We start from the raw sequence: 14,121 nt of genomic DNA, 5'->3' as shown, positions 1-14,121 counted from the left end.
ACAGGTCACTGGTGCCGGGGTTAAACCCGGCGCCAGATTGTGCTAACTCCGACGGGAGCAAATCCGTGAAAGACTTATTAAAGTTTCTGAAAGCGCAAACTAAAACCGAAGAGTTTGATGCGATCAAAATTGCTCTGGCATCGCCAGACATGATCCGTTCATGGTCTTTCGGTGAAGTTAAAAAGCCGGAAACCATTAACTACCGTACGTTCAAACCAGAACGTGACGGTCTGTTCTGCGCTCGTATTTTCGGGCCAGTGAAAGACTATGAGTGCCTGTGCGGTAAGTACAAGCGCCTGAAACACCGTGGTGTTATCTGTGAGAAGTGCGGCGTTGAAGTGACCCAGACCAAAGTGCGTCGTGAGCGCATGGGCCACATCGAGCTGGCGTCTCCGACTGCCCACATCTGGTTCCTGAAGTCTCTGCCGTCCCGTATCGGTCTGCTGCTGGATATGCCGCTGCGCGATATCGAACGCGTACTGTACTTTGAATCTTATGTTGTTATCGAAGGTGGCATGACCAACCTCGAACGCAACCAGATTCTGACTGAAGAGCAGTACCTGGACGCGCTGGAAGAGTTCGGTGACGAATTCGACGCGAAGATGGGCGCCGAAGCTATTCAGGCCCTGCTGAAGAGCATGGATCTGGAGCAAGAGTGCGAGCAGCTGCGTGAAGAGCTGAACGAAACCAACTCCGAAACCAAGCGTAAAAAGCTGACCAAGCGCATCAAGCTGCTGGAAGCGTTCGTGCAGTCTGGCAACAAGCCGGAGTGGATGATCCTGACCGTTCTGCCGGTTCTGCCGCCAGATCTGCGTCCGCTGGTTCCGCTGGATGGCGGTCGTTTTGCGACTTCTGACCTGAACGATCTGTATCGTCGCGTCATTAACCGTAACAACCGTCTGAAACGTCTGCTGGATCTGGCTGCGCCGGACATCATCGTACGCAACGAAAAACGTATGCTGCAGGAAGCGGTTGACGCCCTGCTGGATAACGGTCGTCGCGGTCGTGCGATCACCGGTTCTAACAAACGTCCTCTGAAATCTTTGGCCGATATGATCAAAGGTAAACAGGGTCGTTTCCGTCAGAACCTGCTCGGTAAGCGTGTTGACTACTCCGGTCGTTCTGTTATCACCGTAGGTCCATACCTGCGTCTGCATCAGTGCGGCCTGCCGAAGAAAATGGCGCTGGAGCTGTTCAAACCGTTCATTTACGGCAAGCTGGAACTGCGTGGCCTCGCCACCACCATCAAAGCCGCGAAGAAAATGGTTGAGCGTGAAGAAGCTGTCGTTTGGGATATCCTGGACGAAGTTATCCGCGAACACCCGGTACTGCTGAACCGTGCGCCAACACTGCACCGTTTGGGTATCCAGGCATTCGAACCGGTTCTGATCGAAGGTAAAGCCATCCAGCTGCACCCGCTGGTTTGTGCGGCTTATAACGCCGACTTCGATGGTGACCAGATGGCTGTTCACGTACCGCTGACGCTGGAAGCTCAGCTGGAAGCGCGTGCGCTGATGATGTCTACTAACAACATTCTGTCCCCGGCGAACGGCGAACCGATCATCGTTCCGTCTCAGGACGTTGTATTGGGTCTGTACTACATGACCCGCGACTGTGTTAACGCCAAAGGCGAAGGCATGGTGCTGACTGGCCCGAAAGAAGCTGAGCGTATTTATCGCGCCGGCCTGGCCTCTCTGCATGCGCGCGTTAAAGTGCGTATCACTGAATACGAAAAAGATGAAAACGGCGAATTCGTCGCGAAGACCAGCCTGAAAGACACGACCGTCGGCCGTGCCATTCTGTGGATGATCGTACCAAAAGGTCTGCCGTTCTCTATCGTGAACCAGGCGCTCGGTAAGAAAGCGATCTCCAAGATGCTGAACACCTGTTACCGTATTCTGGGCCTGAAACCGACCGTTATTTTTGCGGACCAGACGATGTACACCGGCTTTGCTTATGCAGCGCGTTCAGGTGCATCCGTTGGTATCGATGACATGGTCATCCCGGAGAAAAAATACGAAATCATCAGCGAAGCGGAAGCGGAAGTTGCTGAGATTCAGGAACAGTTCCAGTCTGGTCTGGTAACAGCGGGCGAACGCTACAACAAAGTTATCGATATCTGGGCTGCGGCGAACGATCGTGTATCCAAAGCGATGATGGATAACCTACAAACCGAAACCGTGATTAACCGTGACGGCCAGGAAGAGCAGCAGGTTTCCTTCAACAGCATCTACATGATGGCCGACTCCGGTGCGCGTGGTTCTGCGGCACAGATTCGTCAGCTGGCGGGTATGCGTGGTCTGATGGCGAAGCCGGATGGCTCCATCATCGAAACGCCGATCACCGCGAACTTCCGTGAAGGTCTGAACGTACTCCAGTACTTCATCTCCACTCACGGTGCTCGTAAAGGTCTGGCGGATACCGCACTGAAGACAGCGAACTCCGGTTACCTGACTCGTCGTCTGGTTGACGTTGCACAGGACCTGGTCGTGACTGAAGACGACTGTGGCACCCTGGAAGGCATCACCATGACGCCGGTTATCGAAGGTGGCGACGTTAAAGAGCCGCTGCGCGACCGCGTACTGGGTCGTGTGACTGCTGAAGACGTACTGAAGCCGGGTACCGCGGACATTCTGGTTCCACGCAACACGCTGCTGCACGAGCACTGGTGTGACCTGTTGGAAGAGAACTCCGTTGACTCCGTTAAAGTCCGTTCCGTTGTATCCTGTGACACCGACTTTGGTGTATGTGCGCACTGCTACGGTCGTGACCTGGCGCGTGGCCACATCATCAACAAAGGTGAGGCTATCGGCGTTATCGCGGCACAGTCCATCGGTGAGCCGGGTACACAGCTGACGATGCGTACGTTCCACATCGGTGGTGCGGCATCTCGTGCGGCTGCTGAATCCAGCATCCAGGTGAAAAACAAAGGTAGCATCCGTCTGAGCAACGCGAAGTCGGTTGTGAACTCCAGCGGTAAACTGGTTATCACCTCTCGTAACACCGAGCTGAAGCTGATCGACGAATTCGGTCGTACTAAAGAAAGCTATAAAGTGCCTTACGGCTCCGTTATGGCTAAAGGCGACGGCGAGCAGGTTGCTGGCGGCGAAACCGTAGCAAACTGGGATCCGCACACCATGCCGGTTATCACCGAGGTGAGTGGTTTCGTCCGCTTCACCGACATGATCGACGGCCAGACCATTACTCGTCAGACCGACGAGCTGACCGGTCTGTCCTCGCTGGTGGTTCTGGATTCTGCAGAACGTACCGCAGGTGGTAAAGATCTGCGTCCGGCGCTGAAAATTGTTGACGCTCAGGGCAACGACGTTCTGATCCCAGGCACTGATATGCCTGCTCAGTACTTCCTGCCGGGTAAAGCGATTGTTCAGCTGGAAGATGGCGTACAGATCAGTTCTGGTGACACCCTGGCGCGTGTACCGCAGGAATCCGGCGGTACCAAGGATATCACCGGTGGTCTGCCGCGCGTTGCGGACCTGTTCGAAGCACGTCGTCCGAAAGAGCCGGCAATCCTGGCTGAAATCAGCGGCATCATTTCCTTCGGTAAAGAAACCAAAGGGAAACGTCGTCTGGTTATCACCCCGGTAGACGGTAGCGATCCGTACGAAGAGATGATTCCGAAGTGGCGTCAGCTGAACGTGTTCGAAGGTGAACGTGTAGAACGTGGTGACGTGGTTTCCGACGGTCCGGAAGCGCCGCACGACATTCTGCGTCTTCGTGGCGTACACGCGGTAACGCGTTACATCACCAACGAAGTCCAGGACGTTTACCGTCTGCAAGGCGTTAAGATTAACGATAAGCACATTGAAGTTATCGTTCGTCAGATGCTGCGTAAAGCGACCATCGAAAGTGCTGGTAGCTCCGACTTCCTGGAAGGCGAGCAGGTTGAATACTCTCGCGTGAAGATTGCTAACCGCGATCTGGAAGCGAACGGCAAAGTGGCGGCGACGTATTCCCGCGACCTGCTGGGTATCACCAAAGCGTCTCTGGCAACCGAGTCCTTCATCTCCGCGGCATCGTTCCAGGAGACGACTCGCGTGCTGACCGAAGCAGCCGTTGCGGGCAAACGCGACGAACTGCGCGGCCTGAAAGAGAACGTCATCGTTGGTCGTCTGATCCCGGCGGGTACCGGTTATGCGTACCACCAGGATCGTATGCGCCGTCGCGCTGCGGGCGAACAGCCAGCTGCGCCGCAGGTGAGCGTTGAAGAAGCCTCTGCCAACCTGGCAGAACTGCTGAACGCAGGCTTGGGCGGTTCCGACAACGATTAATCGTTGATTCGCTAAGCGCTTAAAAAGCCAGTCAGATTTCCTGACTGGCTTTTTTATTGTCTGTTGAACACTCCCGTCTATTTTTAATTACATTTATTTAATGTAATTACCGCAATTAATTAGCAAATAAAACATGTCTGATAATTATCTATTTGCTATTTCTTTACGCCGTCGCTAATTGATGGATAAAAACTCTACGTATATCAAAAAATAAGCTCTGCAAACTCTATATAGTCAAAAAACTCAAAGAATCATGTGATTACTTTTCCACATTCTTTTCGGTTTACCGCAACTGAGGGGATCACTACGTCTGTCAGCAGGCGATGGAGGAGGCGAGCAAATAAAAATAAAGCGGAGAGCATGGTCATTATTTAATGGATAGCTTCTGGGGGATACATGGAATTTGCTATACAACTTATCATTATCTTAATTTGTCTGTTCTATGGCGCGAAAAAGGGCGGTATTGCGCTCGGTCTGTTAGGCGGCATTGGGTTAGTTATCTTAGTTTTTGTCTTTCATCTTAAACCGGGAAAACCGCCCGTTGATGTCATGCTGGTGATTATTGCCGTGGTGGCCGCCTCGGCGACCCTACAGGCCTCCGGTGGTTTGGATGTTATGTTGCAGATTGCCGAGAAGCTCCTGCGGCGTAATCCTAAATATGTCTCGATCGTGGCGCCGTTCGTCACCTGTACGCTGACGATTTTGTGCGGCACCGGCCATGTGGTGTATACGATCCTGCCGATTATTTACGACGTGGCGATTAAAAATAACATTCGCCCGGAACGACCGATGGCCGCGAGTTCCATTGGTGCCCAAATGGGGATCATCGCCAGCCCGGTCTCGGTAGCGGTCGTCTCGCTGGTGGCCATGCTTGGTAATTTTACCTTTAACGGTAAGCACCTTGAGTTTCTCGATCTGTTGGCAATAACCATCCCATCAACGCTACTGGGGATCCTGGCGATTGGTATCTTCAGTTGGTTCCGCGGCAAAGATCTCGACAAAGACGAGACCTTCCAGGCTTTTATTGCCGTACCGGAAAACCGTCATTACGTTTATGGCGATACGGCCACACTGTTAGATAAAAAGCTGCCAACCAGTAACTGGATTGCGATGTGGATTTTCCTTGCCTCGATCGCAGTGGTCGCTTTGCTTGGCGCTTTCTCCGAACTGCGCCCGACATTCGACGGCAAGCCGCTGTCGATGGTGCTGGTGATCCAGATGTTTATGCTGCTCTCCGGGGCGCTCATCATCATCATTACCAAAACCAATCCCGCATCGATTTCCAGGAATGAGGTTTTCCGTTCGGGGATGATCGCTATCGTCGCGGTGTATGGTATCGCGTGGATGGCAGAGACCATGTTCGGTGCGCACATGACCGAGATTAAAGGTGTGCTCGGGGAGATGGTGAAGGAGTACCCGTGGGCTTATGCCATCGTTCTGTTGCTGGTGTCGAAGTTTGTTAACTCCCAGGCGGCGGCACTGGCGGCGATTGTGCCAGTGGCGCTGGCGATTGGCGTCGATCCGGCCTATATCGTTGCTTCCGCACCTGCCTGCTATGGCTATTATATTCTGCCGACCTATCCGAGCGATCTGGCGGCGATTCAGTTTGACCGTTCAGGCACCACGCATATCGGCCGCTTTGTCATTAACCACAGCTTTATCCTGCCGGGCTTAATTGGCGTCAGCGTATCCTGCGTGTTTGGCTGGGTATTCGCGGCGATGTATGGTTTTCTGTAAGTGAGGGCAGGCGCCGCTGGCGGCGCCTGTGTCATCATCGACATTATTGTGCGGGCGGCAGGCGGCGATAGAGCTCAATCATATCGGTTGCCAGATCCTGAATCACCATCGCATTCATCAGGTGATCCTGTGAGTGGACGGTAATCAGATTGACCGGCAGCTTACCGCTGCCTTCATCCAGACCAATAAGCTGGGTCTGGATTTTATGCGCATGTTTCACGAACTCATGAGACTCGGCCATGGCTTGTTCGGCCGCAGTGAAATCGCCTTTACGCGCCAGTTGCAGGGCGGTAAGAGCAGAACTACGCGCGGAGCCGGCGTTAACCAGCAGTTCCATGATAATCGTTTCTAAATCTTCCATGCCTTACTCCATTAACTTCAGGGCTTTTTCAAGGACGGCATCACCTTTCATCATGCCGTAATCCATCATATCGATAACAGCGACTTTCTTACCGACCGGGTCGGCTAGCGCCTGTAGTTTAGCTTGTTCATATTTCACCTGCGGACCGAGCAGAATAATATCCGCAGTCGCCAGGTTATCGTTGAACTCCGCTACCGGGACAGCCTTGATCGAGACCTCGACGCCTTTCTTTTGAGCGGCATCTTTCATGCGTTGCACCAGCATGCTGGTGGACATTCCTGCGGCACAGCATAAAACGATATTCTTCATAGTTTCATCGCCCTTATGTATGTTCCTTGATACGTCATCTTTATCGCGGGCGGCGATGTGGCACAACTGCTTCACCATGATTGTGTGTAAAGCATCACAAAAAATGAAACCGGTTTCAATTTTGCTACAATCGAGAAAAAAGCCCGTAGAAGCTGGCTATCAGGGGATTGTGTTCAGGCGCGAACGATTCGGTTCTTGCCCTGCTGTTTGGCCTTATACAACGCTTCGTCTACGCTAACGACCAGTTTTTCCAGCGGCTCCATATTCCATTCCCCGAGCCCTGCGCTAAAGGTGACGGTTAATCCCTCTTCGCGCCAGGTACGGCGGGCGACGTTAAGGCGCCAGTCTTCCAGAATGGCGCGGGCCTTATCGATATATTCAGCAGGAAAGATGACGGCAAACTCTTCACCGCCGTAACGATAAAGTGAAATCGCCTGCGGCTGCAGGATTTGTAGCCCTTCACGCGCGACGTTACGCAGCACGATGTCGCCATTGAGATGGCCCCAGGTATCATTAATCAATTTAAAGTTATCGATATCGACCAGCGCGAGGGCAAAGGGCTGGTGATCGTTCATCAGCGCGGCAATATCGCTATCAAAGGCTCGGCGGTTTTTACAGCCGGTCAGGGCATCGATGGTCGCCTGGCGGACATAGGTGAGCTCGCGTTGCTTATTGCTCTCAATCGCTTTGCTGAGCATGGCTTCCAGCCGCGGCGCGCGCTTGACGTCGCCGGTCTTAATGGCGTTGATGATGTTCATCAGCACGGTACGTGAAGCGTGGCGCAGATACAGCCCGAACAGAATGATGACGATGGCGGCGAGGACGAAGCCCCAGGCGACAATATCGGTTTCGTAGCGCGTCAGGTCGGCCAGGGTGGCGTCGGTCACGCGGAAAATAACAAACCAGTCAGGGTTGGTGAAGGAGTAGTAGTAATACCAGACCTCCTGTTCCGTATCGTAGAGCTGGCCTTCCGCACTGGTCATTTTGTCCATCAGCCCGGCGCTCACGTAGGGTTTAAACAGTGCGCCGGTATCGGGATGGAGCACTACTTTTCCGTCGCGCTGGACGACAAAAAACTCCCCCTGTACCGGGGAGACGATCTGCCGCAGTGCGAAGCCCATCGATGTCAGGTCCATATGGAACGCCAGACTACCTTTGAGCCGACCCTGTGGTGAAATGACCGGCCGGTAGACGGTGACGGTGGGGCGATGGGTGAAGTAATCCATGTAGGGACTGGTATAGAGACTAAAAGTGCTGGCTTCCGCCTGACGAATAAACCAGGGGCGCGTTTTGGGATCAAAGGCGCGGCTCTCTTCGCCCTCCAGTACCTCAGGGGCACGCAGATAGCGGCCGCGGGTATCGGCCAGCGAAATAGAGGAGACTGTCGGCATCAGCTCCTGCAGACGCATCAGGTCGTCCAACCCTTTTTGCGGATCGAGGTTAACGGCGTTATTGAGCGCGTCATCGCGAGCGAAGTATTTCGTTGCGCGCGCCAGAATGTAGTCATTCTCGCGCAGCAGCGATTCGGTGTAATTCACCGCAAGGTTGTGGGTAAAGTTGCGGTTAATATGATGATAGTCTTCAAGAAAATTTTTCTTTTGCGTCGCGATAACAAAGATCGCAATCAGCAAAAAACTGAGCAAAATCCCCGCAAACCCCACGACGATCGGCGTAGTAAAAGAGAGCTTTCTGTTGTGGCGTGCCATGAGTTGTTAATCGTCCAGGATCTATATACCCGTCATACTTCAAGTTGTTGTCGTTCAATTATAACGCTGAGCGCGCTTAGTATTGCGATTTATATTCGGTGGCAATATGTTCGCGGCAGTGCGGGCGAAAGAGGCAGGGCGAAAGTGAGGAAGGGATAATCCGCCCTGGTCAGCGTCCGCTGCTGACCCTGGCAGAATAGAAAAATGGCGGCGGTCGGGCGACCCTCCGTTTTTCATCTCTCGTGCAGGCACGCAAAATAATCAGGTGCTTGCAGCAGGTTTCATGATGATTGCGAGGCGCGTCCCAGCCAGCTATCCCAGTCTTTCCACACCGGCTGCAGCCCGCGGGCAGCCAGCGCGCTGGCAACCTCTTCGGGACGACGGTCGTCGTGCGGCGCGAATTGCTCGAGCTCCGGATGATCGTCAGCGTAACCGCCGGGCTGAGTTTTGGAGAACGCGCTGACGTTATTAATCGCCAGCGGGATCACCCGGTCGCGGAACCACGGTGATTCGCGGGTCGATAACGACAGTTCCACTTCCGGCGCCAACAGGCGGAAGGCGCAAATGGTTTGCACCAACTGACGCTCGTCCATGAGCGAAGCTGGTTCAATACCGCCGGCGCAGGGGCGCAGACGCGGGAAGGAGATTGAGTAGCGGCTGCGCCAGTAGCGTTGCTGCAGCCACAGCAGATGCTCAGCAACCATAAAACAATCCACCCGCCAGCTGTCGGAAAGGCCAATCAGCGCGCCGAGGCCGATCTTGTCGATCCCCGCCTCGCCTAAGCGATCCGGTGTATCCAGTCGCCAGAAGAAATCCTGTTTTTTGCCTTTCAGGTGGTGCTGGGCATACATGCTCTCATGGTAAGTTTCCTGATAGACCATGACGCCGTCGAGCCCCAGCGTTTTCAGTTCGGCATACTCTTCGGTCGCCAGCGGCTGTACTTCCATATGTAGCGAGGCAAACTGGCTACGGATGGCTGGCAGGTGCTGGCGGAAATAATCCATCCCGACTTTGCTCTGATGCTCGCCGGTGACCAGCAACAAATGTTCAAAACCCAGATCGCGGATAGCGGCGCATTCACGGGCAATCTCGACTTCATCAAGAGTCTTGCGTTTAATGCGGTTGCTCATTGAGAAACCGCAGTAGGTGCAGTCGTTAGCGCACAGGTTGGACAGATACAGCGGCACGTAAAAGCTAACGGTGTTGCCGAAACGCTGACGGGTGAGCCGTTGCGCGCGTTGCGCCAGCGGTTCAAGATACGCGGCGGCCGCGGGCGAAAGCAGGGCCATCATGTCGTCGCGGGTGAGCGGTTTCGCCACCAATGCTCGTTCGACGTCGGCGGCGGTTTTGCTGTTGATACGCAGGCGGATGTCATCCCACTCCAGCTGCCGCCAACGATCGCTGAAGGTCTTCATGCCAGCGCCTCCAGGAATCCAGTCAGCGGGCTGGTGGCCTGCGCCTGGCGACTGCGCGCGCCGGGTCCTGCCTGACGCGCCAGTAATCCGGCATCGACCGCCATGCGGAAAGCGCGAGCCATGACGACAGGATCGTCGGCTACGGCGATGGCGGTATTGACCAGCACCGCGTCAGCGCCCATCTCCAGCGCTTGCGCCGCATGGCTCGGTACGCCAATCCCGGCATCGACCACGACCGGTACCGTCGCCTGCTCAATAATAATCTCCAGCATCGCTTTGGTTTCCAGCCCCTGGTTGGAACCGATTGGCGCGCCCAGCGGCATCACCGCCGCGCAACCGACCTCTTCCAGCCGTTTGCACAGTACCGGGTCGGCGCCGCAATAGGGCAGAACGACGAACCCTTCACGGACCAGCAGCTCCGCCGCTTTTAAGGTTTCAATCGGATCGGGCAGCAGCCAGCGGGCGTCCGGGTGAATTTCCAGCTTCAGCCAGTGAGTGCCTAAGGCTTCCCGCGCCAGGCGGGCGGCAAATACCGCTTCTTCCGCCGTCTTCGCCCCTGAGGTATTCGGCAGCAGACTGACGCCCGCTGCCAGCAGTGGCGCGAGAATGGCGTCATTGTGTTGACGCAAATCGACGCGTTTCATCGCCAGCGTCACCAGCTGGCTTCCCGAGGCGCGAATCGCCTCGACCATCATCTCCGGGGCGGCGAATTTGCCGGTTCCGGTAAAAAGATGGGATTCAAATGTCTTATCGGCAATACGTAACATGTCAGCCTCCGGCGATGACCTGAAAAAGCAGGACCCGATCGCCTTCCTGCAGCAGATGATGTTGCCACCGCTCGCGCGGCAGAATGTGTTGGTTGAGCGCCAGTGCGACGCCCGGTTGTTGTTGTTCCAGTTGGGCGAGCAGAGCGCTTACGCTGAGATTGTCCGCGCACTCCAGCGGTTCGTCGTTAAACCAGATCTGCATCATGCCCTCCGCAAACCGGGCAGCCCTGGGCTTTTTGCAGCGCAAGATTGCGCCAGTTGCTGGTGCGGGCGTCGAACAGTCGCAGGGTGTTACGCGGCGTCGCCATGCCGCTGAGTAGCTTAATGGCCTCCAACGCCTGCAGCGTGCCCATCATGCCGACCACCGGGCCGACAATCCCGGCGGTGCGGCAGTTACGTTGCGGCTCAGCGGTATCCGGCCACAGGCAGCGATAGCAGCCCTGTGTCCAGGGAGGGGTTAGCACCATTAACTGACCACCGAAGCCGACGGCGCTGGCGGTCACCAACGGCGTTTCAAGAGCCACGCAGACGGCGTTGATCGCCTGACGGGTGACCATATTATCGGTACAGTCCAGCACCACGTCCGCTTTCGCCACTTCGACGCGCAATGCCTCGCCGCTTAAACGCCGTTGCAGCGCGACGAGATTGATTTGCGGATTCAACTGGGCGAGCCGTATTTTTGCCGCCGCCGCTTTGGGTTGGTCGATATCGTCGCTGGTGAACAGAATTTGCCGCTGTAGGTTGCTGAGATGCACGGCGTCGTCATCGGCCAGCGTCAGCGTACCGACGCCAGCCCCTGCCAGATACAGCGCTGCCGGGGAACCCAATCCGCCAAGGCCGATAATCAGCACCCGGCTGGCTAACAGTTTCTGCTGCCCCTCGATGGCGATATCCTCCAGCAGCAGCTGGCGGCTATAGCGCATGAAGTCGTGATCATTCATCGCCTGCTCCCGCCAGTTCCAGCAGCTGCGCGGTGGCCGCGCGCCAGTCTGCTGCCTGGGTAATGGCGCTGACTACCGCGATGCTGCCGACGCCGGTTGCCAGCACGCCCGGCGCTTTTTCCAGACTAATGCCGCCGATCGCCACCGTCGGGTAATCGGCCAGGCGCTGAATATGTCCGGCAAGCTGCTCAAGGCCTTGCGGCGCTGAAGGCATCTGTTTGGTTTGCGTCGGAAAGACATGGCCCAGTGCGACATAGGAAGGGCGTGCCGCCAGCGCGACGTCGATTTCCATATCATCATGGGTGGAGACGCCAAGGCGCAGCCCGGCTTTACGGATAGCGCTCAGATCGGTGGTTTCCAGATCTTCTTGTCCCAGGTGTACACCGTACGCCTGGTGCTTAATCGCCAGTTGCCAGTAATCGTTGATAAACAGACGCGCCTGATACTGACGACCTAACGCGATGGCGGCGATCACATCGTCCTCGACGTCGTTGTCGCACTTATCTTTGATACGCAGCTGAAGGGTGCGCACGCCCGCTTCCAGCAGGCGCTCAATCCACGCCACGCTGTCAACGACCGGATAAAGCCCGAGGCGAAACGGCACGGGCGGGAAGTCAGGTTGGTACATTAGGCATTTTCCTTTTTCAGGTAAATTTCGCCGCCGCGGGCGCGGAAGTTATTCGACATATCGGCCATACCGGCGGCGATCTCTTGCTTCGCCGCGTAGTCGCGGACTTCCTGGGTGATTTTCATCGAGCAGAATTTCGGCCCGCACATTGAGCAAAAATGAGCGACTTTGCCGGATTCCTGCGGCAGCGTTTCATCGTGATAGGCCCGCGCGGTAAACGGGTCGAGCGCGAGGTTGAACTGATCTTCCCAGCGGAATTCGAAGCGCGCTTTTGACATGGCGTTATCGCGGATCTGCGCGCCGGGGTGGCCTTTCGCGAGGTCAGCGGCGTGGGCGGCGATTTTGTAGGTAATCAGCCCCTGCTTCACATCCTCTTTATTGGGTAAACCGAGGTGTTCTTTCGGCGTGACGTAGCACAGCATGGCGCAGCCAAACCAGCCGATCATCGCCGCGCCGATACCGGAGGTGAAGTGATCATAGCCCGGCGCGATATCGGTGGTGAGCGGCCCCAAAGTGTAGAACGGCGCTTCGTGGCAGTGCTCCAGCTCTTCGGTCATATTGCGGCGGATCATCTGCATCGGCACATGACCGGGGCCTTCGATCATCACCTGCACGTCATACTCCCAGGCGATTTTGGTCAGCTCGCCCAGCGTGTGCAGTTCAGCGAACTGCGCCTCGTCGTTAGCATCCTGAATAGAGCCCGGGCGCAGTCCGTCGCCGAGCGAGAGTGAAACGTCATAGGCGGCGCAGATTTCGCAGATTTCGCGGAAATGTTGGTAGAGGAAGTTTTCCTGATGGTGCGACAAGCACCATTTAGCCATGATCGAGCCGCCGCGGGAGACGATACCGGTCAGGCGCTTTGCGGTCATCGGCACGTAGCGTAGCAGTACCCCGGCATGAATCGTGAAGTAGTCGACGCCTTGTTCGGCCTGTTCCAGCAGGGTATCGCGGAAGGCTTCCCAGGTCAGGTTTTCGGCGATGCCGTTCACTTTCTCCAGCGCCTGATAAACAGGGACGGTGCCGATCGGTACCGGGCTATTGCGCAGGATCCATTCGCGGGTTTCATGAATATAGCGACCGGTGGAGAGGTCCATCACCGTGTCGGCGCCCCAGCGGGTTGACCAGACCAGCTTTTCCACTTCTTCTTCGATAGAGGAGGTGACCGCCGAGTTGCCAATATTGGCATTCACTTTCACCAGGAAATTGCGGCCGATAATCATCGGCTCAGATTCCGGGTGGTTAATGTTAGCGGGGATGATCGCTCGCCCGGCGGCGACTTCATCGCGGACGAATTCGGCGGTAATGTTTTCCGGTAGGCGGGCGCCGAAGCCTTCTCCAGCATGCTGTTGGCGTAGAACCTCGCCGCGAATGCGCTCGCGACCCATATTTTCGCGAATAGCGATGAACTCCATCTCCGGGGTGATGATCCCCTGACGGGCGTAGTGCAGTTGAGTGACGCATTTTCCGGCCACGGCGCGCTTTGGCGTCAGCAGGCCGCTGAAGCGTAGTTCATCAAGACCGTCGTCAGCCAACCGCGCTTTGGTGTAAGCCGAGCTGCGTTCGCTGAGCGGGGCGCAGTCGTTACGCGCGTCGATCCATGGCTGGCGTAGCTTTGCCAACCCCTGGCGGACGTCGATGATGATGCCCGGATCGCCATAGGGCCCGGAGGTGTCATACACCGGAATCGGTTCGTTGGCTTCATATTGAGGATTGGCGCTATCGCCGCCGATGAGCGTCGGGCTAAGCTGGATTTCGCGCATCGGAACGCGAATATCCGCCTGTGAGCCGTGAATGTAGATGCGGTGTGAATTGGGAAAAGCGGTACCTTCCAGCGTATCGATGAATCGCTGCGCGTGTTCGCGTTGTTCCCGACGGGTCAGTTTGGTATTGGTAGTAGACATAGCGCATTCCAGATAAAAGGAGATGGCTTGTCAGACGACGGATGGAGTAACAGATGCGACCAATCCA

At 55.9% G+C, this 14,121-nt stretch carries 11 protein-coding genes; 2 read left to right on the top strand and 9 right to left on the bottom strand.

Annotation, left to right across the window (positions count from 1 at the left end; translation table 11 throughout):
- The first annotated feature begins 65 nt into the window (after positions 1-65).
- Complete coding sequence (gene rpoC, locus PYR66_22230; protein ID WEF27951.1) at positions 66-4,289, top strand: DNA-directed RNA polymerase subunit beta'; 4,224 nt, start codon at positions 66-68, stop codon at positions 4,287-4,289.
- A 396-nt stretch (positions 4,290-4,685) separates the two neighbouring features.
- Positions 4,686-6,026 (top strand): anaerobic C4-dicarboxylate transporter DcuB, encoded by a 1,341-nt coding sequence (dcuB, locus tag PYR66_22225; protein WEF27950.1) that lies wholly within the window; start codon positions 4,686-4,688, stop codon positions 6,024-6,026.
- A 43-nt stretch (positions 6,027-6,069) separates the two neighbouring features.
- Here dcuB and PYR66_22220 read toward each other — a convergent pair whose 3' ends face one another.
- The 9 genes from PYR66_22220 to thiC all read right to left on the bottom strand — a co-directional run bounded on the left by PYR66_22220 (position 6,070) and on the right by thiC (position 14,054).
- Entirely contained in the window at positions 6,070-6,387 is a 318-nt protein-coding gene (locus tag PYR66_22220) for a PTS lactose/cellobiose transporter subunit IIA (GenBank protein WEF27949.1), read from the bottom strand.
- A gap of 3 nt (positions 6,388-6,390) precedes the next feature.
- On the bottom strand, positions 6,391-6,696 hold the full coding sequence (locus tag PYR66_22215) for a PTS sugar transporter subunit IIB (protein ID WEF27948.1): 306 nt from the start codon (positions 6,694-6,696) through the stop codon (positions 6,391-6,393).
- 173 nt (positions 6,697-6,869) lie between these two features.
- Entirely contained in the window at positions 6,870-8,402 is a 1,533-nt protein-coding gene (locus tag PYR66_22210; GenBank protein WEF27947.1) for a sensor domain-containing diguanylate cyclase, read from the bottom strand.
- Positions 8,403-8,683: 281 nt separating this feature from the next.
- A complete protein-coding gene (thiH, locus tag PYR66_22205; protein WEF27946.1) occupies positions 8,684-9,817 on the bottom strand; it encodes a 2-iminoacetate synthase ThiH in 1,134 nt (377 codons plus the stop codon).
- Positions 9,814-10,584: a thiazole synthase gene (gene thiG, locus PYR66_22200; GenBank protein ID WEF27945.1), complete on the bottom strand. Its 771-nt coding sequence runs from the start codon at positions 10,582-10,584 to the stop codon at positions 9,814-9,816. Before thiG ends, thiH begins: the two co-directional genes overlap by 4 nt.
- A 1-nt stretch (position 10,585) precedes the next feature.
- Positions 10,586-10,786: a sulfur carrier protein ThiS gene (thiS, locus tag PYR66_22195; protein ID WEF30526.1), complete on the bottom strand. Its 201-nt coding sequence runs from the start codon at positions 10,784-10,786 to the stop codon at positions 10,586-10,588.
- Entirely contained in the window at positions 10,770-11,525 is a 756-nt protein-coding gene (locus tag PYR66_22190; GenBank protein ID WEF27944.1) for a HesA/MoeB/ThiF family protein, read from the bottom strand. The genes thiS and PYR66_22190 overlap by 17 nt, the downstream gene beginning before the upstream one ends.
- Positions 11,518-12,153, bottom strand: a complete 636-nt coding sequence (thiE, locus tag PYR66_22185) for a thiamine phosphate synthase (protein ID WEF27943.1) — start codon at positions 12,151-12,153, stop codon at positions 11,518-11,520. Before thiE ends, PYR66_22190 begins: the two co-directional genes overlap by 8 nt.
- A complete protein-coding gene (thiC, locus tag PYR66_22180) occupies positions 12,153-14,054 on the bottom strand; it encodes a phosphomethylpyrimidine synthase ThiC (GenBank protein WEF27942.1) in 1,902 nt (633 codons plus the stop codon). The genes thiE and thiC overlap by 1 nt, the downstream gene beginning before the upstream one ends.
- Positions 14,055-14,121: the final 67 nt, after the last annotated feature.

The organism is Klebsiella aerogenes, assembly GCA_029027985.1.
GTDB lineage: Bacteria > Pseudomonadota > Gammaproteobacteria > Enterobacterales > Enterobacteriaceae > Klebsiella > Klebsiella aerogenes_A.
This window is presented reverse-complemented; position numbering and strand designations above follow the sequence as displayed.